Annotated in this window: 24 protein-coding genes and 1 pseudogene; 19 read left to right on the top strand and 6 right to left on the bottom strand. The window is 39.7% G+C overall.

Features of this window, described 5'->3' with window-relative positions:
• Positions 1–20: 20 nt before the first annotated feature.
• The 3 genes from RS130_RS16425 to RS130_RS16415 are packed head-to-tail and all read left to right on the top strand — an operon-like array spanning position 21 to position 2562.
• Positions 21–284 carry a hypothetical protein gene (locus RS130_RS16425; RefSeq protein WP_316026828.1) on the top strand — a complete coding sequence of 88 codons (264 nt, stop codon included), beginning with the start codon at positions 21–23 and terminating at the stop codon, positions 282–284.
• On the top strand, positions 285–695 hold the full coding sequence (locus RS130_RS16420) for an AAA family ATPase (protein ID WP_316026827.1): 411 nt from the start codon (positions 285–287) through the stop codon (positions 693–695). It abuts the gene before it with no gap.
• On the top strand, positions 604–2562 hold the full coding sequence (locus RS130_RS16415) for an AAA family ATPase (RefSeq protein ID WP_316026826.1): 1959 nt from the start codon (positions 604–606) through the stop codon (positions 2560–2562). Before RS130_RS16420 ends, RS130_RS16415 begins: the two co-directional genes overlap by 92 nt.
• A gap of 394 nt (positions 2563–2956) precedes the next feature.
• Here the strand turns inward: RS130_RS16415 and RS130_RS16410 are convergent, their stop codons facing one another.
• Positions 2957–3157: a hypothetical protein gene (locus tag RS130_RS16410; RefSeq protein WP_316026825.1), complete on the bottom strand. Its 201-nt coding sequence runs from the start codon at positions 3155–3157 to the stop codon at positions 2957–2959.
• A 217-nt stretch (positions 3158–3374) separates the two neighbouring features.
• Here RS130_RS16410 and RS130_RS16405 point away from each other — a divergent pair, with 217 nt between their 5' ends.
• From RS130_RS16405 to RS130_RS16370, 8 genes and pseudogenes are all read left to right on the top strand, one after another.
• Entirely contained in the window at positions 3375–4061 is a 687-nt protein-coding gene (locus RS130_RS16405; protein WP_316026824.1) for a zinc-dependent metalloprotease family protein, read from the top strand.
• A gap of 682 nt (positions 4062–4743) precedes the next feature.
• On the top strand, positions 4744–5904 hold the full coding sequence (locus tag RS130_RS16400; RefSeq protein WP_316026823.1) for a 3-dehydroquinate synthase: 1161 nt from the start codon (positions 4744–4746) through the stop codon (positions 5902–5904).
• Positions 5905–5907: 3 nt separating this feature from the next.
• On the top strand, positions 5908–6789 hold the full coding sequence (locus RS130_RS16395; RefSeq protein WP_316026822.1) for a UbiA family prenyltransferase: 882 nt from the start codon (positions 5908–5910) through the stop codon (positions 6787–6789).
• Positions 6790–6800: 11 nt separating this feature from the next.
• Positions 6801–7547 carry an EboA domain-containing protein gene (locus RS130_RS16390; protein WP_316026821.1) on the top strand — a complete coding sequence of 249 codons (747 nt, stop codon included), beginning with the start codon at positions 6801–6803 and terminating at the stop codon, positions 7545–7547.
• 100 nt (positions 7548–7647) lie between these two features.
• On the top strand, positions 7648–8532 hold the full coding sequence (locus RS130_RS16385) for a TatD family hydrolase (RefSeq protein WP_316026820.1): 885 nt from the start codon (positions 7648–7650) through the stop codon (positions 8530–8532).
• Between the two features lie 55 nt (positions 8533–8587).
• Positions 8588–8770, top strand: coding sequence for a hypothetical protein (locus RS130_RS16380; RefSeq protein ID WP_316026819.1), 183 nt, complete (start codon positions 8588–8590; stop codon positions 8768–8770).
• 21 nt (positions 8771–8791) lie between these two features.
• A pseudogene (gene eboE, locus RS130_RS16375) lies at positions 8792–9805 on the top strand (metabolite traffic protein EboE); the annotation flags it as partial.
• A gap of 58 nt (positions 9806–9863) precedes the next feature.
• A complete protein-coding gene (locus RS130_RS16370; protein WP_316026818.1) occupies positions 9864–11264 on the top strand; it encodes an alkaline phosphatase family protein in 1401 nt (466 codons plus the stop codon).
• A gap of 251 nt (positions 11265–11515) precedes the next feature.
• On the opposite strand, the gene RS130_RS16365 is transcribed toward RS130_RS16370, so the two are convergent.
• Genes RS130_RS16365 through ppk2 form a run of 5 tightly spaced genes read right to left on the bottom strand, consistent with a single transcriptional unit; the run spans position 11516 to position 14201 of the window.
• On the bottom strand, positions 11516–11809 hold the full coding sequence (locus RS130_RS16365; protein WP_316026817.1) for a VOC family protein: 294 nt from the start codon (positions 11807–11809) through the stop codon (positions 11516–11518).
• A 55-nt stretch (positions 11810–11864) separates the two neighbouring features.
• Positions 11865–12065 (bottom strand): hypothetical protein, encoded by a 201-nt coding sequence (locus tag RS130_RS16360; protein WP_316026816.1) that lies wholly within the window; start codon positions 12063–12065, stop codon positions 11865–11867.
• Positions 12066–12079: 14 nt separating this feature from the next.
• Complete coding sequence (locus RS130_RS16355) at positions 12080–12529, bottom strand: energy-coupling factor ABC transporter permease (RefSeq protein ID WP_316026815.1); 450 nt, start codon at positions 12527–12529, stop codon at positions 12080–12082.
• A 21-nt stretch (positions 12530–12550) separates the two neighbouring features.
• Positions 12551–13357, bottom strand: a complete 807-nt coding sequence (gene xthA / locus RS130_RS16350) for an exodeoxyribonuclease III (RefSeq protein ID WP_316026814.1) — start codon at positions 13355–13357, stop codon at positions 12551–12553.
• A gap of 58 nt (positions 13358–13415) precedes the next feature.
• Positions 13416–14201 (bottom strand): polyphosphate kinase 2, encoded by a 786-nt coding sequence (gene ppk2, locus RS130_RS16345; RefSeq protein WP_316026813.1) that lies wholly within the window; start codon positions 14199–14201, stop codon positions 13416–13418.
• 216 nt (positions 14202–14417) lie between these two features.
• On the opposite strand from ppk2, the gene recC reads away from it, so the two are divergent.
• From recC to RS130_RS16305, 8 genes are read left to right on the top strand one after another with little or no spacing between them, the layout of a single operon-like run.
• The gene (gene recC / locus RS130_RS16340) at positions 14418–16901 is read left to right on the top strand and encodes an exodeoxyribonuclease V subunit gamma (RefSeq protein ID WP_316026812.1); all 2484 of its coding nucleotides are present in this window, start codon (positions 14418–14420) and stop codon (positions 16899–16901) included.
• Positions 16877–17476 (top strand): hypothetical protein, encoded by a 600-nt coding sequence (locus tag RS130_RS16335; RefSeq protein ID WP_316026811.1) that lies wholly within the window; start codon positions 16877–16879, stop codon positions 17474–17476. Before recC ends, RS130_RS16335 begins: the two co-directional genes overlap by 25 nt.
• The gene (locus RS130_RS16330; protein ID WP_316026810.1) at positions 17437–17655 is read left to right on the top strand and encodes a hypothetical protein; all 219 of its coding nucleotides are present in this window, start codon (positions 17437–17439) and stop codon (positions 17653–17655) included. The genes RS130_RS16335 and RS130_RS16330 overlap by 40 nt, the downstream gene beginning before the upstream one ends.
• Before the next feature lie 10 nt (positions 17656–17665).
• Entirely contained in the window at positions 17666–19429 is a 1764-nt protein-coding gene (locus RS130_RS16325; protein ID WP_316026809.1) for a UvrD-helicase domain-containing protein, read from the top strand.
• Positions 19372–19674, top strand: a complete 303-nt coding sequence (locus RS130_RS16320) for a hypothetical protein (RefSeq protein ID WP_316026808.1) — start codon at positions 19372–19374, stop codon at positions 19672–19674. Before RS130_RS16325 ends, RS130_RS16320 begins: the two co-directional genes overlap by 58 nt.
• A complete protein-coding gene (locus RS130_RS16315; RefSeq protein WP_316026807.1) occupies positions 19674–21389 on the top strand; it encodes a 3'-5' exonuclease in 1716 nt (571 codons plus the stop codon). The genes RS130_RS16320 and RS130_RS16315 overlap by 1 nt, the downstream gene beginning before the upstream one ends.
• Positions 21389–23359, top strand: coding sequence for an exodeoxyribonuclease V subunit alpha (gene recD, locus RS130_RS16310; RefSeq protein ID WP_316026806.1), 1971 nt, complete (start codon positions 21389–21391; stop codon positions 23357–23359). The genes RS130_RS16315 and recD overlap by 1 nt, the downstream gene beginning before the upstream one ends.
• Positions 23360–23394: 35 nt before the next feature.
• Complete coding sequence (locus RS130_RS16305) at positions 23395–23991, top strand: DNA-J related domain-containing protein (RefSeq protein ID WP_316026805.1); 597 nt, start codon at positions 23395–23397, stop codon at positions 23989–23991.
• Positions 23992–24100: the final 109 nt, after the last annotated feature.

Genomic DNA, 24100 nt, shown 5'->3' with positions numbered 1-24100 from the left:
TTACATTTCATCGGTTAAGCATGCGAAATGAACACAACCGGTTTGGTTATTTAGCGAAAGATGATTTAGAAAAAGGCAAAGAGGTTGGTACACATTTGGAGGGTGGTAAACATGGCACTTCTAACAAACACATTATGTTCATTCGCTCTGCTCATTGGGACGCATACTCGCTGGCTCTGCTCGTTCCTCGCAATTATAGCCAGCAAGCCTGCGCTCCATATGTGAAGCGTTATGTGCTTCGGGACGCAGGCATGTTTAAGTGTCGAATTACAAAAGGGATATAGATGTTAGAAAGAATACATAGAATAAGAGGTATAGGGCTATTACATGATGCTGATGCAAGAGCTCATGGACTACAGAAAGCCAGTTTTATCTATGCAGATAATGGACGAGGTAAATCAACACTAGCTTCATTATTTCGTTCTTGTTCCACGAATAAGCCTGAATTACTTATAAACCGCTGTACGATTGATGGTAATAATGACCAAGAAGCAATACTTCAATTTTCTAATGGACAACGTTCTAACTTTCAAAATGGTAGTTGGGATGTCGAGCGCCCAGAACTTTTAGTATTTGATGCCGATTTCGTTGAGCAAAATGTTTATGCAGGCGGACAAGTTACTGCCGACCAAAGAAAAAAACTTATTACAATTTGCACTTGGCGAAAGTGCTGTTGTGGCGCAACAAGAATATGATCTTGCAGATAATAATGCGAAAACAGCAGCCAGCTCTTTACGAGAAACAAGCAATCAATTAGAAGTTTTACACAGAGGTTTGACGCAAACTCAATTTCAAAGAATAGCCGAAGTTGTAGATGCGGATGACCAAATATCCATTCTTAATGGCAAAATCGTTGAAGCTCAAAACATCGGGCTAATTCAAGCTAAGGCATTGCCTCAGCAATTAGTATTGCCGACACTTAATGTGGATGATGTTTTCAATATTTTAGGTACATCCCTTGAAAATATTGACCTAGCTGCGGAACAGCAAGTTAAAGAACATTTAAATATTCACAACAAAAATCGTTTAGAGAAATGGATAAGTGACGGGCACGCATATGGTGATGAAGGTAATTGCTTGTATTGCAACCAACCTCTTGATGAGGTCGAATTAATACAAGCATATCGAAGTTATTTTAACCAAGACTATAATCAGCTTAAATCAGATGTTTCTCGGCTGACAGGCCTTATTAACGCAAGCTGTTCTAATGAGATAATTGACAGATTAAAGGCACGGTTTGAAACTGCCAGCGCAGTCATTGATGGTTGGCAGGAACATGTAGAGATAATACCTCCAACATTCGATGAAAGTTCAGCAAGAGATGCTCTTTCTAATATTGAAAATCTGCTAAACGCTTTGAGAGAGAGTAAAGAAGTCAATTTGCTTGATTCTGTTGGCTCTGAAGAGGATAGAAGCGAAGTTACTAGAAACTGGCAGGAAGTTTTAGATGTTGTTGTTGCATGTAACGATTCAATTTCAAATGCTACAGCTGTTATAACAGACTACAAAAACAATTTGGCAGCTCTAAGTATTGATAATTTGCAAAACCAAATCCGTGATATGGAGTGGGCTAAGGCACGTTACCGGCAAGATGTTATAGATTTATTTGCACAGCTCGCGTTGGAAAAAGATCAAGACGTAGCTGCAAAAGCTGAAAAGCAAACTAAGAAAGATTCCTTGAATCAAATCATGCAGGCAACACTAGAAAGCTATAAAGATCGTATTAATGAGCTTTTACGCGGTTTTGGTGCTCAATTTCTGATTCCTAATATCGATTTCAATTATCGGGGTGGTTTGAGAAGTGATTATGTACTGCAAATGCGCGGTGCCAATATTGCTTTAAATGGCGGCGTGCCAGATTTTAAGACTTCTTTGAGCGAAGGTGACAAACGCACATTAGCTTTTGCTTTCTTCATAGCTTCTGCAGAGTCTGATCCTGATTTAGCCAACAAGGTTATCGTAATAGATGATCCAATGTGTAGCTTAGATCTTAATAGAAAACAGCAAACACGTACTGTTTTGAAGAGATTGCATGATAGCTGCGAGCAAATAATTGTTCTTGCACATGACGTGCATTTTCTACGAAATCTCCGTGATGATGTGCTTCGCACAGGAAACCCAAACAATGTTAAGTGTTTAAAGTTAAAGGCGGTTGCCAATCGTTATAGCGACTTTGATGAAATAAATATTGACCAAGAATGTGAGAGTGTATATTTCAAATGCCATAGGATACTTGATGAATATATGGCAGGAAATGCTCAAAGCAGCATGGAGATAGCTAGATCAATTAGGCCTATGCTTGAGGGGTATCTACATAGACGTTTTCCTAATCTGATAAATGGCGGTCTATTGTTTGGTCAAGTTATTGACTTGATAAGTAATGCGCAACCACCAAGCCCCTTAATTAATGCTCAAAACATTACTAACGAACTAAATGAGATAAATCGTTACGCAGGACAATTTCATCACGATACTAATCCTGCGGCAGACCAAGTTCAAATTACAGATAGTGAGCTTTTAAGCTTTGTAGAAAGATCGCTAGCTCTGATTTATGCTGGATAAACATATTAGTAATCAGCACATAATAAATAAGGATAGGTCGCGCGCAGCCGCGACTTAATCCTATTGTTGGACAAGCCCGGAGTTGAAGTTTTCTGCTTATATAGTAGATGTATCGATGAGGGGTAAAGGCTTGTTTTATATTGCCTTTTTTCTGGCCGAGTGTGGCTGAGGCTGCTTGTATTACTACTTTAGCAGCCTGTTTTATCTTTTCTTTTCATACATAGTAATTCTAATTTCTCCTGCGTTATTTACGTGCCTAATGGTGTGGGCGCATCTTGTGCCTAGGCGCAGTGGTCGTCGAAGTTACAATTGGCGTAATTTTAAGAAGATGTTGGAGCGCCCCAATTAAGACACCCATAACTAAATTTGATGACAATCTTTATAAGATTCATTTTTATGGGGCTTTCGATAAGAATGTCTTCGGGGTTTTAGCGGATAAATGCTGGATCCCTGCTAACAGCATGCAGGGATGACGAGCTTTGACGGCAAGCGCAGAACCCGCAGAACAGGTTAGTGCAAGATTGAGTTTCATTGTCGGTTTAGAATTAACATGGGTGTCTTGATAAGCGTTGATAAGCGCTGCATAATGGTTCAAGTACCCACTGCAAATACCGCCCCTCAAGTTTGGTAATAGCGTGACTTTGATTGGACAAAAGCGAATATCTAAAAATCGAAGGGGAGAGTAAAAAACTTTGCAAAATCAAATCATCCAAGGCAAAGTTCATTAATTATAAAAATTAAAGAAAGGTGAGGAAATGGTCTGTCAAAATCGACTTTTTCTACAGCCTAGTTAGTTGTACATGGAGTAACAATTGAAAATTTTAGTCACTTTAATCTTATTTGTAGTATCAGCTTGTAGCTCGGTCAATAAACCCCAACCATTTACAGATTCTCTAGCCTATAAAAATAACAGTTCTGTTATCTCGGTTCCCGTCCGTATTCATCTATTAAAATCCAATATTTCAAGGGATATAACAGCAGTAGCTTCCTCTGAAGAACTTGAGGAGATGTTTAATGTAGTTAATCTAATATGGAAGCAAGCAGGTATAAAATATGAAATTGAATCTATTACTTATTTAAATGCATATAAAGACGAACAGTATGTCGAAGCAATGTCTAAAACTAGTAATCTAACTCGCCAACAGAAAATCGGCGCAATGAACAAAGTCTGTAATATTACCAAACAATCCGATCGTGTTTTAAATTTATGTGTCATTGGCAAAACTGTAAATGGATTAGGAGGAATCTACTTTGGTGGACGACACCCTAAAGTTATTTGGCCAACTATTGCTAAGAATGGACGAGAGGTATTAAATCCAGCCACTTTGGCACATGAATTTGGACATTATCTTGGATTAAAACATAATTCAGAAGAAGCTATTTACCTTATGAGAGGGCGTGGAAATAATATGCGACGCAATGGGCAATATGAATATATTTTGTTTACTGAAAGAGAAATAACCTCAAGCAGAAAAGTAGCCATGAAATTATTTGAATGAGTAATACGTAAAGTACAATTAACAAGCCTCAATTCGCTCTCAAGTTCGCTCGGGCAATTAACAATGTGCGGATCGTATTTGATTGTGGTGGTTTGTATCGGAGCTGACGTTGCCGATTGGGATGGTTAATTTGAGCAGACTGTGAACAGTGTTCAGTCAACCCAGACTGTTATATGCGGCTTTAAAAATAACAATAGTCAATCAATAGTTTTATATGCTGAGGATTGATCTTTAAATATAAATTATCTTTGTGAAAAACAGCCTAACTTGTAGTGGTACAGTCGTCGCCAGCAGTGCCCCATAGATCAATAAGTGTTCAATCCAGTATTTTTGCTTGTTGCTCGATGGCCGATAAAAACCCAATATGCGGATAACTTTTGCAAGAGAAACCCCAAGCAAACGTATTTTGTAACGATTCAGATTAATATTTTTTGTATTCAGCTTATGTTATTTTAGTTAATATAATGTATTAAGAGAGTATTTGGTAACCTAGGTTTTTGTTGGTCCTCCTTTAACCTTATTTCATTTTTAATTTTTTTATTCAAATTTGAATGATTTATGTTCAATTGTGAAATGAAGTACTGCCATATTTTAAACTCAAGTATTAATCACTGTGAGGACTCAGTATCGAATTGTTGCTGCAAAGATTATTTGTTTGCAGTTGTTATTAAGGTTAGTCGTCATGTCATCAATGTCACCAGAAAATATTTCCCCAGTGCAGGTTATTCAGCAAAAATTTAGCTTAGACTTTCAGTATCCCGTTTTATTTACGCAAAATTGTTTCGATCTGCAAGATACTACCATTGTAAATCTAATTGATAACTTATCTGAGTCTCCTAAGTTGTTAGCGATTTTAGATGAGGGGGTCGATCAAATGAATCCAGATTTGGCGGTGAGGATTGAACAATATTGTGAGCATCATAATATTGAAAGTTTGCCCAGTATGATTGTTCCTGCTGGTGAAGATTGTAAGAACGATGAATCGGTGATTGATGATATTTATCATGCTGTTGAACAATTTGAAATAGACCGTCATTCATACATTTTAGTCGTAGGCGGTGGGGCGGTAGTAGATGCCGTTGGTTTTGCCGCTGCTACCGCTCACCGAGGCATCCGTTTAATCAGAATGCCGTCGACAGTGTTGGGGCAAAACGACGCGGGAGTAGGGGTGAAGAACGCAGTGAATTACCACAAGCGTAAGAATTTTGTTGGTACCTTCGCTCCACCATTTGCGGTGGTAAATGATTACAACTTATTAGATACCTTAGGAGAACGCGACAAAAGAGCAGGTATTGCCGAGGCAATAAAAGTGGCGTTGATCAAAGACTCGCAGTTTTTTGATGTGTTGTATAACACGCGTTTGGCTCTGGCTAAATTTGAAGAGCAAGCCTCGCGACATATGATCGTCCGATGTGCACAGTTGCACTTAGATCATATTGCTACATCTGGCGACCCGTTTGAATTAGGCTCAGCAAGACCTCTTGATTTTGGTCATTGGTCGGCTCATAAGTTAGAAGAGTTATCTGCCAATGAACTTCGCCACGGAGAAGCCGTAGCGATTGGCATTGCTCTGGATACCATTTATTCAAACCTAAAAGGGCACTTATCTGACGATAAAAAACAGCAGGTAGTGACCTTGTTGTTAGACTTAGGGTTTGAGTTAAATCACCAGGTGTTAAACAAGCTAGATATTGCTAAAGCGCTGGGGGAATTCAAAGAGCATTTAGGTGGTAATTTATGCATTACCTTATTGCGCGATATTGGCAGCGGTTTTGAGGTCAACGAGATTGATGAAGGGCTTATGACACAAGCCTTACAACTGTTAATGAATGTCGGTCGTTAGTTTATGGCTACCTTTGTTACTTATCTAAAGTTAATTCGAGCACCGGCTGGGTTGACGGCATTATCTAATATTATCGCCGCGTCAGTGATCATGTCTCTTGGGCAACTAAACGTTGATATTTTGTATTTATTGACCGCTAGTATGTGTTTTTATTTTGCAGGCATGACACTGAATGACTGTTTTGACTATGCCGAAGATCTGGCTGAACGTCCTTCTAGACCCATACCTAGCGGCAATGTTTCGATCAACCAAGCTTGGGCGCTTGGGGCGGGCTTAATGGGTGTTGGCCTGTGTTTAGCATTTAGCTATAGTGCGTTGTCTGGTTATATCGGTATTGCGTTGAGTGGGGCAATTTTGATTTACAACGGCTGGCTTAAAGAAGGTCTCATTGGGTCTTTTTGTATGGCAGCATGTCGATATTTAAATTGGCTACTGGGGGCAAGCTATGTGGCTATTTCTTTGCAAAGCTATCTTATTGCAGTGCCAATTTTTGCCTACATCACAGGATTAACCTATTTAAGTAAACAAGAAACCAATGCGCAAAACAAAAATGCTATTTGGTTGTGTGCGGTCGCGTTAATGGTAAGTTTTCTATCTTGTTTGTATTTGATTGAGTATGAGTTTACGTTGCAAGGAATAGATAAATGGCTGGCCTTAGGGCTGTTGGTTATTTGGATACTCTTGATGTTCAATAAACTTAAGCAAGTGTTTCAAGATTTCTGCCCGGCTAACATACAGCAAATGATTATTTTTATGGTCATTGGTGTGATCCCATTAGATGCACTATTAGTCGCATTATCAGGGCAGTATATATTTGCGTTGATTATATTGGCTCTGCTACCACCTTGCCGTATTCTAAATAAACGCCTAAACGCCATAACTTAATTGAAATTACGATGCATTTAAATAAGCTTACCGATCTGATTTACCCTTACTTGTCTGCTGACGAGCTTGAGTGGCTGCAAAGCGCCATGAGCGCTTTGCAAACCAGTGCTGATCCTATGAACGATTTACTAGACATATCGGTGTTAGTAAAACGTAAAGTCAGCAGCACCTTAGCCATTCAAAACGATCTCGTTCATGTCATTGATGGCAGTGAGTTGATCAGGATATTGTTAATACATAAAGCCCTGTCGAGTCACGCCGAATTGAGCACTACCACTTTAGTTAAGGGCTATTATCAGGCTGGAGATAGTAGTGAAAAGGCTGCGCTTTTACGTGGTCTTAATGTTATTGATCCAAAAGGCGAAGCGGCGAGTGTTGCCATAAGAGCCGCGCGCTGTAATAGCCTAGATGAATTTACAGCCCTTGCTCTTAACAATGGCTATGCCAGCATGCATTTCGAAGACTTGAATTTTAATCAGCTAGTTTTGAAAACTCTATTTTTGGGCTTAGATATTGATAACTTAGTAGGATTACGCAATCGGTTATCACCGTCACTGTCTAATATGTGTTTTTCTTATGTAGTGGAGCAAGCATTGGCCGATCGAGTGCCACCTGCAACTATTTGGCTGGCTATTCGCTATCAAGATCTGACGCTCGAACATAGCTCGCTATTTAATCAATACACCGAGCATTTTATTAGTAAAAGTGACAAACACCAGACCGAAATTAAAAAACTTATTAAAAATCAGTCCATATAACGCTAATTAATGTTATAAAGTAACAATACTAGATTGTTGCCTCGATTGACATGAAGATCGCACAATAGGCATATACAGTTTTCGAGCAAAGGATATAAGAATGAAATATTTTGACCCACATATTCACATGTTGGCCCGTACTACAGATGATTACGAAAATATGGCTGCGGCTGGAATTATCGGCGTGATCGAGCCCGCTTTTTGGTTAGGCCAACCACGTACCCAAGTTGGTTCGTTCATCGACTATTTCGATACCTTAATTGGTTGGGAACATTTTAGAGCGTCACAATTCGGCATCATGCACTTTTGCACTATGGGATTAAACCCAAAAGAATCAAATGACATTGAATTGGCCGAAGCAGTAATGAAAATATTACCTCGTTACTGCCAGAAAGATAATGTCGTTGGTGTGGGAGAAATTGGCTATGACGATATCACCCCTGAAGAAGACCGATTCTTAGCAGAGCAGCTACAGTTAGCTAAAGATCTTAACCTGCCTGTATTAATTCACACGCCGCATAGAGATAAAGTATCGGGCACTAAACGTACTTTAGATGTGATAAAAGAAAGTGGTATTGCTGAAGAGATGGTGCTGGTGGATCACTTAACCGAACAAACCTTACCTTTGGTACTAGAAACCGCTTGCTGGCGTGGACACAGTATCTACCCCAATACCAAAATGTCAGAGCCTCGTATGGTGAAATTGCTACAAGAATACGGCACCGACAAAATGATTGTTAATAGTGCGGCAGATTGGGGCGTAAGTGACCCGCTAAAAGTACCCAAAACTGCACAAGCTATGCTTGAAGATGGCTTTAGTGAAGCGGAAGTTGAGAAAGTGACCTTTAATAACCCGATCAACTTCTTCGCACAAAGCGGGCGGATTTCTCTAGACATGGTGAAGAAGCCATTAATTGATCAAACGAAAACCTTTGAAGATAACAAAGTTTTGCGTGGTCAAGAGCCGATTGTCGAAAAAGGCTAATAGTAAAACGTGTAAAGACTATGCCTCAGGTTAAAACGTCAAGGAAAAAGTAACAATGACATATTCGTTAAATGATCTGGCCTATTGCAGCAATGTGCATCCCGGAGAAAATGTTGAAGCTGTCATTCAGAATATCCAAACGCATTTTGTCGCTGTTAAACAGCGACGAAATTTAACTGATATGGCGTCTGGGCTTTGGCTATCGTATAAAGCGGCCAATGCCTTAGTGTCAAGCTAGGCTTTATTTACTCAGTTTACACAAGCGCTACAAGATAATGGGGTCCGTTTAACCAGTTTGAATGGTTTTCCTTTTGGTGATTTTCATCAAGCGGTAGTCAAGCAAAACGTTTATTTGCCCACATGGGCAGAGCCTGAAAGGCTGGATTATACGCAAACATTAGCGGATATATTGGCACGTTGCCTACCAGATGATGAACCAAAAGGGGCAATATCTACTTTGCCTTTGGCTTATGCTGCAGATTGGACTGCAGAGCAGCAACAAAGCGCTATATTACAATTGATTTCGCTGGCTACGTTTTTATCACAGCTTGAACAAGACACCCATAAGCAAATTGTCATTTGTATTGAAATGGAGCCAGACTGTGTTTTACAAGAAACGAGGCAACTGACAGAATTTTTTGTTGAGCAATTGTTGCCCGCCGCGGAGCAACAAGGGATCCCAAAACAAACCATATTGCGCTACATTGGCTGTTGTTATGACACTTGCCATCAAGCAGTAATGGGTGAAGACATTCGTCAGTCTTTACAACAAATTACTGCTAGTTGCATCCAAATAGGTAAAATTCAAATATCTAACGCTATCCAAGCAGACATTCAATCAATGCAGCAAGTGCAGCAGCTCACGGCACTATTTGCGGATAAAAAGTTCTTACATCAGACAAAAGTCTTTAGCAAAAATCGGTTGGTAGCGGAGCTCGCCGATTTAAGTTTTGATAAATTAGGCACAGCAATAAAGCGCAATATTGACGGTCAGCAAAGTGCATTGTCGGCCACCATTCATTATCATATTCCAGTGAATCAAAATGCAGCCGATTTGCCTTTGCCCTTTGTGTCTGCGACCCAATACGCGATCTTGCAGACCTTAGACTTTTTGCAACTTCATCCGCAGTATCGTCCTTTTCTGGAAATTGAAACCTACACCTGGTTAAATTTTTTACAACAAGAAAGTGACAGAAATGCTCGACTACACGCTGGGTTTGCCGCCGAATTTAATTGGTTAGAGCAGGCGTTAAGTCAACGTAATATGCTGTAAACGTCAATCTATGAATTGTCCTACCGTTTTATCTCTTATGTAAGGTTGAAAGTATTAGATGTCTTGTCCATTAGTTATTTTAAATGTGGTGGGTCTTAGCCCCTATATGCTTGGGAATAACACCCCAAATATTAATAAGTTGCTCGATAAAGGTTATCAAAGCCAGCCCCTAGGCGTGGAATTTCCCGCGGTGACAACCACTGCACAGTCGGCTATGGTCACCGGTAAACAAGCAAAAGACCATGGCATTGTAGGTAATGGTTGGTATTTTCATGAGCTAGCAGAAGTCGGTTTTTGGAAACAAGCCAATCAGTTGGTACAAGCTGACAAGGTTTGGGACGTGCTTAAACGTAATCAACCCGAGTTAACCGTATCTAAGTTATTTTGGTGGTACAACATGTACGCCAATGTCGATAACAGTATAACCCCCAGACCTCACTATTTAGCCGACGGCAATAAAATTTTTGACTTGTATTCATCGCCCAATGGCTTACATCAACAAATCGAACAAAAGATTGGCAAGTTTCCATTTTTTAGTTTCTGGGGACCTAAGGCGGGTGTGGCTGCCAGCCAATGGATAGCTGACGCTGCGACGATCGAGTTTGAGCAAAATAAGCCTGATTTACAGCTCGTTTATCTACCCCACTTAGACTATTGCTTGCAAAAGTTTGGACCAAATGGGCCGAGTATCGCCAGTGAAATTCAAGCTATAGATAGGATTATTGGTGAGATGATCGCGGCCTATCCAGATGATGTTGAATTTATGATTGTGTCTGAATACGGTATTACCGAAGTCGACAAGCCCGTCCATATCAATAAAATATTACGGGAGAAAGGCTATATCAACGTTCGCGAAACCTTGGTGGATAGCGGGAGCTATAAAAATAAAACCATTGAAAATATAGATTGTGCGGCTTCTAGCGCTTTTGCAGTGGCTGATCATCAATGCGCTCATATATACGTGAACGACAAAAGTGACATTGCAGAAATTAAACGCTTGTTGTTAGACACTGATGGAATTGAACAAGTGCTGGATAAAAACGAACAGCAAAAATATGGTTTGCAGCATAACCGCAGCGGCGACTTGGTGGCCATAAGTCAAGCCAACGCTTGGTTTACCTATTATTTCTGGTTGGATGATAATAAAGCGCCAGAGTTTGCCAGAACGGTAGATATACATCGCAAGGTTGGATATGACCCAGTTGAGATGTTTGTTGATCAATCGTTTAGGTTTCCAGTGTTGCAGGTTGTTAAACGGTTAATCAAGAAAAAGCTGGGCTTTCGTTATTTGATGGATGTGATCCCGCTGGATGCCACATTGGTTAAAGGCAGTCACGGGCGGGTAACTGATGATCCAAATGCTGGTGCAATTTTAATTTCTTCCAAGCAAAAATTAACAGAGGGTAAACACTACCAACAAACTGATGTATTTGATCTCATATTGAAGCATTTTTCATAACTGCCGTCGTTGCGCGTGAACGCATTACTTGATGCAAGATAATCGGTCCTTTTTTGCGTTCACGCACCGCAGAGTAGGCCCATTTCAAACTTTCCCTGATAGGCATGGATCAGCGTGGTATGTGTTGCTTACTGGGAATTATTGGTCGCTACAGTTGATTTTCCAAGGCACATTAAATCGGTCTACGACAATGGCGTAGCAGGGCGACCAAAAGGTTTGCTGCGGAGGCATGATGGTTTCACCATCTATCGCTAGTTGTTCATAAACTCTTTTACTTCATTTACCGAGTCCAGCCCAATTAACAGGTTAACCCCGTTAATTGCTTGATAATGTTCGGGTAGTATATCAGCGCCGGCTATTTGAATGCCGCTAATACAAATATTGCCATGCAGAATTTTATCATGCCAATGCTTGGGCGTTTGCTGCTTTACCGGTGAGTCTTTGTAAGCCAACATATGGCCGATTTTTCCATTCAGTACAGCCTGATAAAATTCAAACGCCTCGCGGCAGCTTCCATTAAAATTAATGTGCAATGACAATGTCATGGCTGGTGTCCTAATTTATAGGTAAAATTAGCGGTTATCATCAAATGGATATTAGCTATTTTTGTTCATCTAAATAAAACTTATCGTGAAAGGTGTACACCCATTCAGGTTTATGAATGACCAAAATAGTAATAGTCATGCCATTAAACATAGCCTCTGGAAACAACATTAAGGTGGTTAAAATTAAATAATTGTCTTTAATGGTACGCCAATCATAAACGCCTTCAACAAAGTAATAACCACTTAACGCCAACATCTTTAAGCCTATGGCTAGCGCTCCATAATAAACGCACACAAGAATATATAAATGAAAATATTTCTTGGCAGTTTATAAAAGGTAAAACTAAATATTGCATAGGTTAGGGCGATTGGCGCTAAAATTGCCAACAGAAAATTAACCCCAAACATATTTAGGGGCTCAGCGCCAATAGCTGTCACGCCTATAAGAGCAAGGCTTGCACTCACAATAGCCCACCTGAAACCTAATATTAAGGGAAGCGCGGCTAACCATAAAAAATGGACATTTAATCCATCATAGATCCCAGTACGAAACATCCACAAAATAAACAAGCCAGCACTGCAGCCAAAAACTAGATGTTGTACTTTTTTAGTAAGGACTAGTTGTGTTAACTGAATATTTTTAAACAAAAAATAGCCGAACACTAGGCTAGCAATGCTCGCCACGACCTGTAATGTGCTAAATTGAATCGAACTTTCCACAGCTTACCTTTACAGCATTGGTTACTTAAATACCGACCAAATGGGTGCATGATCCGAAGGTTTTTCTATGCCCCTCAATTCGTAGTCTACATCGGCTTCTTGTAAGCTTGCATGTAATTTGGCCGTGGCTAAAATCAAATCAATTCGTAATCCACGATTGTCTACAAATCCCTTGGAGCGATAGTCAAACCAAGAGTATTTTTTGTCTTCAGTTGGATGTAACGCTCTAAAACCATCGGTGAAACCCCAGTCGATTAGGGTATTTAACCATTCTCGTTCTTCCGGTAAGAAACTACATTTTTTAGTTTGTAACCAACGCTTACGGTTAGGTTCACCGATACCGATATCTAAGTCAGTATGTGAAATATTGACATCGCCCATCACGATCACATTTTCTTCGGGTGTGTGATATTCATTTAGATAGGCTTGTAAGTCTTGATAATATTTGCGTTTAGCTGGGTACTTAGTTTCGTGATTTTGGTTTTCACCTTGTGGAAAATAACCATTTAACACCCGCACGGTTTCGCCATTTGCCATAGGATAAGTAACCATGATCATCCTACGTTGCGCATCTTCATCGTCGGTTGGAAAACCATATTGCACATCTATGGGTTGTTCTTTGCATAACATTGCTACGCCATAGTGGCCTTTTTGACCATGAAAGAAAACCTTATAACCCATGGCTTCAACATCTGCTACTGGGAATTGATCGTTGTGTACTTTGATTTCTTGTAAGCCGATTATATCGGGCTGGTGCTTGTTTATTAATGCTTGTAATTGATGAAGACGGGCGCGAATACCATTGATATTAAACGAAATAACTTTCATGTTGTGATAAAAACCTAAAGAGAGTGTACTGAGATAATGTGCCTATTGTGAAAGTTTATCAGTCTAAGAACAAGTCTTTATAAATATTGGGCACAATACGTGAGGTATTTTTTGCGGGTCGTTGATGACGCATTGGCGGTACGTCTGGTAACGACACTTTTTCATGTTTACTTGGCTGATAATTAATTAGCGACAATAAATGACTAATGCAATTTATTCGTGCCGCTTTCTTATCGTCGGCGTCCACGTTATACCAAGGGCTTAAAGGCGTATCGGTATGCTTGAGCATTTGGTCTTTCGCCGCGGAATAGTCATTCCACTTACTTCTTGATATTAAATCCATGTCTGAAAATTTCCAGCGCTTTAACGGATTGTTCAGTCTTTGCAAAAAACGCTTTTCTTGTTTTTGCTGAGATACAGAGAACCAATATTTGATTAGGGTGATACCAGATTGGATCAGCATGGCTTCGAACTGTGGACAACTCTTCAAAAAATCTTGATATTCAGTATCACTGCAAAAGCCCATGACTTTTTCAACCCCCGCTCTATTGTACCAACTGCGATCGAATAAGATAATTTCTCCCGCTGCGGGTAAATGACTGACGTAACGTTGAAAGTACCACTGAGTTTGTTCTTTCTCAGTAGGTTTTCCTAAGGCAACCACTTTTACTACTCTTGGGTTTAGTCTTGATGTGATAGTTTTAATCACACCACCTTTACCGGCTGCGTCTCGGCCTTCAAAAATAACGACGACTTTTGCGCCTGTGGCTTGGACCCACTCTTGCAAATAGACTAATTCTGTTTGTAGCTTAATAATTTGCGATTGGTACTGGTTTTTTTTCATAATATTCTAATGATAAAAATAGTATTAAAATCATAGACTTTGGTAGACTTATTGTAGACCTTAATAATCTGACTGTAAATTCACATATGTTGCACCTGATCCAATCAAACAAAATGGAAGTGTTGGCAGCGAGTCTTATTCGTTGTGTAAAAGAAACAGCTCAGCAGGGCCAATCTATTTTTGAGCCCGATCAAGTATTAGTGCAAAGCCTAAAGCATGTCGCAATGGTTGAAAATTCAAATTGCTGAATCATTAGGTATAGCGGCAAATATTGATTTTCCGTTGCCTTCTAGTTTTATTTGGCAACTGTATCGTCAACATATACAAGGGTTGCCAGAACAATCAGCGTTTACCAAACCGAATATGGCTTGGAAAATAATGAGCCTTTTACCTACGTTATTAGAGCAAGATGAGTTTGCCCCCATCAAACGATATTTGGTTGATGAACAAGCTTTAAAGTTGTATCAACTAGCTGGCAAAATTGCCGATGTATATGATCAATATTTAGTATATAGACCTGATTGGATCTTAAGTTGGGAGCAAGGTGAAGATAACCTTGCAGACCTAAGCCAAGTGTTTGGCGAACAAAATGTTAAAGAAAATCATGCATGGCAACCTATTTTGTGGCGTGCTTTGGTTGCTTACAGTCAGGAATTAGACGAATCTCCTTTTCACCGAGCTAATTTGCATCAGACTTTATTAAGCGCTTTAGCCGCTCCCCCGCTAGCGAGCAATAGCCAAAAACCTCTGATGGTGTTTGGCATATCTGCCATGCCATTGCAGCATTTAGAGGTGCTCAATGCCTTATCATCCCGTCGTGATGTGGTGATATTTTGGTTTAATCCTAGTCAACATTACTGGGGCGACATTGTTGATCGTAAAACCCATGCAAAAACCCAACTAAAAGCCATAGATAAACCTGAAATAGGCGCCGCTTTATTTGATGTGGGTAATCCTCTGTTGGCGTCTTGGGGGAAATTAGGCCGTGATTATCAAGATATGTTGTTGTCATTTGAGTTACAGCAACAAGATTGTTTTATTGAACAAACTGCCGCAAGTTTGTTAGAACATATTCAGGTGGATATTCATCACTTACAGTTTCGACATACCTCTGAGGAATTGGACGCCAGTGAGTTGTTAAGCAATGGCCATGCCCACCCAAAAATAGAAATCTCGCCAACGGACAATTCATTGCAAGTGCATGCCTGTCATTCAAAGGTACGCGAGCTAGAAATTCTACACGATCAACTATTGAAACGTTTTAACGACAATCCAGATTGGTCACCAGCAGATATTATTGTAATGATGCCAGACGTGGCTAGTTATGCGCCGTATATTGAAGGCGTATTTGGTGCCGTGGATAGTGAGTTGTATATTCCTTATGCCATCTCAGATCGGAATTTTGCTCAAGTATCACCGCTGATCATTAGCTTTATTAATATCATGAAATTACATCAGAGCCGGTTGACTCTTTCTGAAGTATTGTCCTTGTTAGAAGTGCCTGCGGTGCAGCGTAAATTTGATATTAGTTTGCAAGAATATGAATTGATCCAACATTGGTTAAATGATGCTGGGATCCGCTGGGGCTGGGATGGTAAGGATAAAACCCGTTGGGATTTACCTGCAGAAAAACAAAACACGTGGTTGTTTGGCTTACAACGTTTGCTTGCCGGTTTGGCTATGTCAGCAAACAGTTTGTTTCAAGGTCATGACGAACTTATTGCTCCCTATGCAGATATCGAAGGTCAACAAGCTGTCGCCTTAGGTAAGTGTTATAGCGTGATCCAAGTCATATTGTCGGCACTAAGTTTTTGCCAACAAAAGCAGGATATAAATACTAAGGTAACAGGCGCTTTACAGTTGCTCGAACAGCTGTATTTAGTTGAAGAAAATGAACAAATAGAACTTATTTCCGTTCGTGAATCTCTTGAGGCTATAGTGTCTCATCAAAGCCAATATTCTGACGAGCTGGAACAAGACCTGTTTGTCAGTGAATTAGAGAAAAATATTCAAGAGAAAGGGGTCGGACAGCGGTTTTTAGCGGGTTATGTTAACTTTTGTACCCTAATGCCGATGCGTAGTATTCCTTTTAAAATGGTCTGTTTATTAGGTATGAACGACACCGACTATCCGCGGCAAAGTGTGCCTATGGGGTTTGATTTAATGCGTTTAGCCCCAGTCAAAAGAGGGGACAGATCTAGACGTTTAGATGATCGCTATTTGTTTTTGGAGGCTTTGTTGTCTGCCAGAGAACAACTGTATTTAAGCTACCAAGGGTTTAGTCAAAAAGATAACAGTGCTTTATCTCCGTCTATTTTACTCAGTGAGTTGTTGGAATATTGCCAGCAAGGTTTTGCCTTACAAGGTGAGTTGGCATTGGATGCTGAACAAACCGAACAAAACTTACTCAGTCATCTATTAGTTAGCCATAAGTTACACGCTTTTGAATTGGCTTATTTTGACGACAGTCACAGTCACTTAATCAGTTTTAATCCGGCAATTGCAAAAATTGCTCAGCAAACCCTGCAAAAAGTAGAAACGCCTTCGTTCTTTGAACAAGAAGAGCAGCAAGATAATCAAGTCAATACTAGGATTGATTTAGACGAGTTAATTGAGTTTTATCTAAATCCAGCTAAGGCTTTTTTGTTAATCGTTGGCAAAGCCGCTTTTATCCTTTGGCGGATAATAATACTGATCTAGAGCCTTTCGCATTTGATGGACTAGATAGATATCAAATAAACGACGCTTTGGTCAATGTTATGGTTCAGCAATTTCAAGACAATAATCAACGACAAGAGACCGGAGTTAATGAGTTAATCACTGAGTTTCGTGCTCAAGGTCTATTGCCTATTGGGGTGACTGGTGAGCTAGCAATTCAACCTTTACTCCAACAGAGTGAAAATATAGCGAAACAAATGATCGAGCTGTTGGCCGGCTCACACAAAAGTCATGTTGATCTTGATATCACCATTAATCAATTTACTGTTACTGGGCGGATTAAGCATATATACGGTAAAAATCTGATTTTATGGCGACCCGGTAAGCTTAGAGAGAAAGATAAAGTTATCCTCTATTTATATTGGTTATGTTTATGTGCCAGCCCACCGAAACAGGGTTTAGACAGTGCCTTTTTTGTTAGCGTTGAGAAGTTATATCGTTTACCTGTGTTAGATAAAGAGGCAGCAGAGCGTGCCTTAAATAATTGGTTGAATATATATTTTTGGGGCAAAGACAGGTGGTACATTTTTATCCTAAAACCGCTTGGCAATGGCTGAAAACAGAAGATCAAAATAAAACCATTCAAGCATTCAAAGGCAACCAGTTTTGTTCTGGCGAAGGCGCTGAAGTTCACACTCAACGAGTGTGCCCAGATTTATCTGAGTGTTTTAGTGAATTCACCGCATTAGCAGAGTCTTTATTGTTACCTTTGCTAGCGCTAGAAAAACAGAAATAAGCTGGACTATATGACTGAATTAAGCCAACAACACAGCAATAAATCCGTTCTAGAGGGGATGCAACCCCTTGTACCTTTGACCTTTCCTTTACTAGGCAGTTCTTTGATTGAAGCCAGTGCGGGAACAGGTAAGACCTATACAATAGTTAATTTGTATTTACGTTTATTGTTAGGCCATGAGTGTCAGCCATTAGGTGTCGAGCAAATTTTAGTGGTAACTTTTACCAATGCCGCGACGGCAGAATTAAGAGAACGAATTCGCCAAAGGTTACGCCAAGCTTATTTGGATTTTTTTGCTAAGCATAGTGACGATCCCTTTATTCAAAGTTTAATCGAACAATCTAGCAACCTTGAACAAGATTGTCAGCGTTTAGCTTTGGCCAGTAAACAAATGGACGAAGCTGCGGTTTACACTATTCATGGCTTTTGTCAAAAAGCGTTAACCGAGCATGCCTTTGAAAGTGGTGCCTTATACGACCAAGGGTTTATTTTAGATGAAAGCGAGTGGGTGCAGATTGCGGTAGAAGATTACTGGCGAAAATATATGGTGCCATTAGCTAAACCTGTATTGCAGTTGGTGTTAAAGATTTGGGCTAAACCAGAAGTGTTACTTAAATCGATTCAAAATTTTATTCACCGACAGGCGCAGATACATAAAGAGCTGTCGGTAAGAGACTGTATAGATTTAATTGATCAATACCAAACACTGGTCATCCAAGTTAAATCTTGGTGGTTAAACAAGCAAGTGTCAGAACAATTGGCTAAAGCCAATTTAAATGGTCGAGCAAAATTATCTAGATTATCATTTTTACAGCAAATGGATGATTTTTGCCGAAGTGATCTATTGCAAATGCCTAAAGAGCTGGGCAGCTGGGATGATTTAGTCCCAGAGAAAGTAGTAAAAGCAGCGAAAAAGGGCAGTGCTGATTTATCTCATCTTGATTTTAGGCAATTTGAACTATGCGTACAGAGCTTAGAAAATTGTCAAAACGCGATTAAAGTTAGTTTTAGTCAACAAGCTATCGAGGTAGTTCGGGATAATTTACAAAGCCAAAAACAACGCTTACAAATGTTATCACCAGATGATTTATTGTCTGGATTACAAGGTGCTTTAAGTGCTGAAGAAAACACGCTAGCTAGCGCAATTCGGCATACTTATCCGGCAGCATTAATTGACGAGTTCCAAGACACGGATCCTGTGCAGTTTGAAGTCTTTAGCCGGATATATTCAGCTGACGAAGAAGCTCAGCAGCAAAGTTGCTGGATCATGATAGGCGACCCTAAACAAGCCATTTATGCTTTTCGTGGTGCCGATATTTACACCTACATAGAAGCCAAAAAACGTATCCCGCCATCAAGACATTTCACTTTGGCGACAAACTGGCGTTCGGCAGCTAATTTGGTTGAGGCTATTAATCATTTATTCGTTTGCAGTAGTAAAGGGTTTTTATTTGAAGATAATATTCCTTTTTATCCAGTGGCAGCAGGACGAGATTTTAATAGCGCTGAACATTCTGGTTTGCGGATCAACGGCAGCACCGTCCCAAGTCTTCATTTTGAACATTTTTGCAGTGACACCGATCCTGTGGTCAGTGAAAAGGATGCTCAACCTATACTCGCACAAAGTATGGCTAATCAAATATGTGAATGGCTAACCTTAGCCAAAACTGCACAAGCGCAAATTAATGGAAAACCTGTCAAAGCGGGGATTGTTGTGTGTTGGTACGAAATCGCTACGAAGCCAGTATCATCAAGGATGCGCTGTCAGCTGTAAATGTAGACAGTGTGTTTTTAGCCAGAAACAGTGTGTTTGATACACAAATAGCCCAAGACTTGTATCGATTATTAAAAGCTATTAGTCAACCTAGTGAAGAAAAATTACTTAAAACGGCATTGATGAGTGAGTTGTTTGCACTGACTGCCAAACAATTAGATGAATTATTTAATGATGAGCTGGCTTGGCAAAATATATTAGAACAAAGGTTCATCTGGCATCAGACATGGAATAAAAAGGCTTAATGGCAGCATTAAATCTTTCCTTCGGGTATTTTAATGTAGAACAAGTGTTGGTATCGCAATATAAAGATGGTTTACGACGTATTACTAACTTACGTCATTTGGTTGAATTATTGCAACAACAAAGCCTTAAACTACAAGGTGAAGCCGAGCTTATTCATTGGTTCGAATCCTGTTTATTAGAGCCTGATCACAACAGTGAAAGTCAACAATTACGCTTAGAAAGTGATTCAAACCTTGTGCAAATAGTCACCTTACATGCTTCTAAGGGGTTAGAGTTTCCTTTGGTTTTTATTCCATTTGGTCCTAGTTTTAAAAGCAGTAAAAATGCTCTATATCACAACGAGCAAGAACAACTAGAAGTTGATTTTCTGAATTCAGATCAGGCAGTGTTTAAAGCTGAATATGAACGGTTAGCAGAAGACATTCGTTTGTTTTATGTAGCGGTCACCCGAGCTGTATATTATTGTAATATTGGTATTTGGAATATTAATTTAGCGCCCAGTAAAAAATTGTCGGGGTTTACCCAATCTGCTCTGGGTTGTTTATTATTATCTGAACTTGAACCCAGCGATGCCGAGGTAAACGGCACTATTAGTAATCAACATATCCATCAAAGCATTGCAGAATTAACTAAACACTGTGATGTTTCTTACCGAGCCTTAAGTCAAATTGAGCCTTTGAGCCAAGGTTATATAGATGATGCCAAGCAGGTTGACATGTCTCTGCATTGCTTACAGCTTGACCACAAAGTACAAAGGACTTGGCGTTTAACCAGTTATTCAGCCATTAGCCGACAACAAATACATGTGGACATGCCCACACCTGGTTTAGATGAAGGGCAAGATTTAAACCAACAAAAAATTCACCATCAAGAGCAAACTCTAGAGTTAACCGACCTTAAGTCACCATTTACGTTTGAGCGTGGCGCCAATGCTGGTTCATTTTTACATGGCGTATTAGAAAATATCGATTTCCAACAATTAGATAATTTGGCTGAAGTTATCCAACAACAATCTGTTAAATTTGCTATCGATCCCAGTTGGCAAGAGTGCCTACATACTTGGTTAACTGAGGTAGTACATAGCCCGATTAATCGACAACTTCCTCAATCAGTTGAGCAAGATAACAGCACAGAACTAGCCTTATTTAAATTAAGTAAAGAACAAGTTAAAGTGGAAATGGAATTTTATATGCCGCTACATAAAGTGCAGGTGCATGATTTTAATCGCGTGATTAATCAGTATTTTCCACAACATTATCGTCATTACCAATTCGAAACACTTAACGGCATGATCAAAGGTTATATCGACTTAATGTTTGAATTTGACGGCCAATATTACGTGGCAGATTACAAGTCAAATCATCTAGGCGACGATCACCAAAGTTATAATGAAGCGGCAATGGAAAAGGGAATGACTGAACATGACTATCATCTACAAGCCATTCTTTATACGTTGGCACTACATAGATGGTTGAAAAATAGATTGCCTGCTTACAAGTACGAAAAACATATAGGTGGGGCTTATTATTTGTTTATTCGAGGTATGAGTACCAATATAAGTTTACAAGGTAATGGGGTGTATTACCTAAAACCAGAACAAAGTTTAATTGAAAGTTTAGATCGTTTATTTGACGGTAAAGCAGATGAATTAACGACTAATACACAAGCTCAAGTCTCTAAAAATCAGACCGAAGGGCAGTTAGATTTATGGTAATGGCTATAAGTGAAAGTACAAATAATGCTAGTCAAACAAGTATTGCTTTAGATACCTTATTAAAATCTTTAGTGGACTTGGGTAGGTTAAGAGCAATTGATCGTGCTTTCGCCGATTTTATCTACCAACAAGAACAAAATTTGTCTGAACAAGATAAAATATGTGTTGCTATGTTAGCGGCCTATATTAGCTTTAGTACTGGGGAGCAACACACCTGTATAGACCTAAATGAGCTACAAACTCTTAATTTAAAGGGGTATCAGTTTCCAGACAAGCATGCTTTATTAAAATTACTATCCCAAGCGAATACCGTTTTTTGTATGTCAGAACATACCCCAATAAGTACTAAAGTAGCTAAACCACTTGTCGTGCAAAATGGTAAAGTTTATCTGCAGCGGTATTGGCAATATGAGGTGGAATTGGCCGCTATAATCCGCAATAAAGCGGGTAAACGCCGAGAAGTGGATTGGTCTTATGCCCGTGTTATATTGGCTGACTTATTCGACGATAGCAGCAATATAGCCACACATTCATTAGATTGGCAGAAAATTGCTGTGTGCCTATCTGCCTGCCAAAGTTTAAGCGTCATCAGAGGTGGACCTGGTACAGGTAAAACCACAACAGTGACAAAGTTATTAGCCTTGTTGCAGGGTTTAGCGAGCAAACAAAACAAAGTATTAAATATTCAGTTAGCAGCGCCAACGGGTAAAGCAGCAGCTCGACTGACAGAATCAATCAGTGCTGCGAAAAAACGTTTAGTTCCTCATTTACAAACTCACTTACCTGAGCAGTGTCAAACCATACACAGGTTGTTAGGCGCCAAACCTCTAAGTCCTTATTTTAAAGCCAATAGTAATAATCCTCTGCATTTAGATGTATTGGTTTTAGATGAAGCGTCCATGGTGGACTTACCTTTAATGGCTAAACTGTTCTCTTCGTTACCAGAAGATGCTCAAGTCATTTTGTTAGGTGATCAATATCAATTATCCTCAGTAGAAACGGGCAGTGTTTTGTCTGATATGTGTCTGCAAGGCGAAATTCAGTCTGAATTAGATGCAGATATTTTGGCCCGCTATAGCCCTGAATTAAGGGCTAAATTAACTTTGTTGATGGGTGAGTTACCGGTTCCAAACACAGACTATGTATTGCCCAAAACCAGTATTATCGCAGACAACCTCGTAACCTTACTAAAAAGTCATCGATTTTCTGACGACAGTGGTATTGGACAATTGGCCAAAGCAATCAAACTTGGATCACAGGTACCCGTGCAAGCATTACTCAAAGAACGTGTCTTTGATGATATCCACTGGTATCAAATTAGCTCGAATGCGGCGGCTAATACTCAATCATTAGTAGCAGAACAAATATTAAAACAGTTAATTAGTAAGTTATTGCCCATTTTTAAGCTATATGCCAAAGCAGTTAAACAAGGTGATATACGTTTAGCTTTTAATTGTTTGCAGCAACAGCAAGTTTTATGTGCACAGAAATCCGGATTTTGGGGCGTTGAACAAATTAATGCTTTAATTGAAAGCGAGTTAGACAAACAGGGGTTAATCGACAAACATCGAGACTTTTATGCAGGACGCCCAGTAATGTTGAGTAAGAATGATCATCAACTTAAATTGTTTAATGGTGATATAGGTATTGTCATGCCAGATCCGCTGAGCCCGAGTTTGATGAAAGTTTGGTTTATTACCCCTGAAAATGAGGTGAGGGGGTTATTGCCTAGTCGGTTACCATCTCATGATACCTTGTATGCCATGACTATTCACAAAAGCCAAGGTTCGGAATTTGAATCAGTGTATTTATGCTTACCTTTAGTTAGTAGCAATAGTGGTGGTCGAGGTTTAAACCGTGAGTTGATATATACGGGCTTAACTCGAGCCAAAAAACACTTTATCTTGTTCGCCCAAAGTAAAGCTCTGGCGTTAAGTTTACAAAAAAATGTATTCGCTCTAGTGGTTTAGCTGAAAGATTGTGCGATCAATAGAGGTATTACTTGATGCAAAAGACGCCCGCTGATTGGTTGCCACTACAAGATATATTGCAAAATATTCTACTTAATTGTCCTGTCGGCTTGTCAGAATATGACCTATTAAAGCTATTACAATCCGCACCTTATTCAGTGTTTACTACGCAAAATTTACAACAGCCTTTAATTTTGTTTCAGACTCATTTCATTATTTTTAATGCTTTATACCAAGTACGCGACCTTTGGATAGCAGAACAAGTGGGTATTTTACACATCAGTTGTATGTCAATTCGTGTAGAGCCTTGGCAGCCAGGGAAAGCTGGCTTACAAATACAAGATAAACTGCGAGAGTATTACTTAAACTGGCAACATTTAGCTGAAACGGATCAACAAGCAGTAAAAAAACTACTGGATAGTTTTTGGCAAGGCATGACGAGCCCAGTAAATAGGGGCGATTTAACAATGCCTAAAGAACAAGCTTTACGAGTCTTGGAACTAGCAGAAGTTGGTTCAGGCAAAGAGCTTAAAAAACAATACCGTAAAATGTTGCACAAACATCACCCTGATAAGGGTGGCTGTAATAAACAAACACGATTACTTCATCAAGCTTATGAGAGCTTGTGTTAGAGCACAAAGGTAGACGCTGCGCGTATAAGGGCATGGCTTCGCCACTTATGTGCTTCGCACACGGGGCATGAACTTCGTTCACAAAAGCATGCGCTTCGCTTACCGTCAT

Source organism: Paraglaciecola aquimarina (genome assembly GCF_032464635.1).
Classification (GTDB): Bacteria; Pseudomonadota; Gammaproteobacteria; order Enterobacterales; family Alteromonadaceae; genus Paraglaciecola; species Paraglaciecola aquimarina.
Note: the sequence above shows the minus strand (reverse complement) of the source record. Positions and strands in the feature narration are given on the sequence as shown.

Coding starts and splice junctions, on each gene's coding strand:
- RS130_RS16420 (WP_316026827.1), top strand. CDS start 285: ATGTTAGAAAGAATACATAGAATAAGAGGTATAGGGCTATTACATGAT.
- RS130_RS16390 (WP_316026821.1), top strand. CDS start 6,801: ATGCATTTAAATAAGCTTACCGATCTGATTTACCCTTACTTGTCTGCT.
- RS130_RS16415 (WP_316026826.1), top strand. CDS start 604: ATGCAGGCGGACAAGTTACTGCCGACCAAAGAAAAAAACTTATTACAA.
- RS130_RS16315 (WP_316026807.1), top strand. CDS start 19,674: ATGGCAGCATTAAATCTTTCCTTCGGGTATTTTAATGTAGAACAAGTG.
- RS130_RS16400 (WP_316026823.1), top strand. CDS start 4,744: ATGTCATCAATGTCACCAGAAAATATTTCCCCAGTGCAGGTTATTCAG.
- RS130_RS16395 (WP_316026822.1), top strand. CDS start 5,908: ATGGCTACCTTTGTTACTTATCTAAAGTTAATTCGAGCACCGGCTGGG.
- xthA (WP_316026814.1), bottom strand. CDS start 13,357: ATGAAAGTTATTTCGTTTAATATCAATGGTATTCGCGCCCGTCTTCAT.
- RS130_RS16305 (WP_316026805.1), top strand. CDS start 23,395: ATGCAAAAGACGCCCGCTGATTGGTTGCCACTACAAGATATATTGCAA.
- recC (WP_316026812.1), top strand. CDS start 14,418: ATGTCGCAATGGTTGAAAATTCAAATTGCTGAATCATTAGGTATAGCG.
- RS130_RS16370 (WP_316026818.1), top strand. CDS start 9,864: ATGTCTTGTCCATTAGTTATTTTAAATGTGGTGGGTCTTAGCCCCTAT.
- RS130_RS16365 (WP_316026817.1), bottom strand. CDS start 11,809: ATGACATTGTCATTGCACATTAATTTTAATGGAAGCTGCCGCGAGGCG.
- RS130_RS16325 (WP_316026809.1), top strand. CDS start 17,666: ATGACTGAATTAAGCCAACAACACAGCAATAAATCCGTTCTAGAGGGG.
- RS130_RS16360 (WP_316026816.1), bottom strand. CDS start 12,065: ATGTTGGCGTTAAGTGGTTATTACTTTGTTGAAGGCGTTTATGATTGG.
- RS130_RS16425 (WP_316026828.1), top strand. CDS start 21: ATGCGAAATGAACACAACCGGTTTGGTTATTTAGCGAAAGATGATTTA.
- RS130_RS16385 (WP_316026820.1), top strand. CDS start 7,648: ATGAAATATTTTGACCCACATATTCACATGTTGGCCCGTACTACAGAT.
- RS130_RS16380 (WP_316026819.1), top strand. CDS start 8,588: ATGACATATTCGTTAAATGATCTGGCCTATTGCAGCAATGTGCATCCC.
- ppk2 (WP_316026813.1), bottom strand. CDS start 14,201: ATGAAAAAAAACCAGTACCAATCGCAAATTATTAAGCTACAAACAGAA.
- recD (WP_316026806.1), top strand. CDS start 21,389: ATGGCTATAAGTGAAAGTACAAATAATGCTAGTCAAACAAGTATTGCT.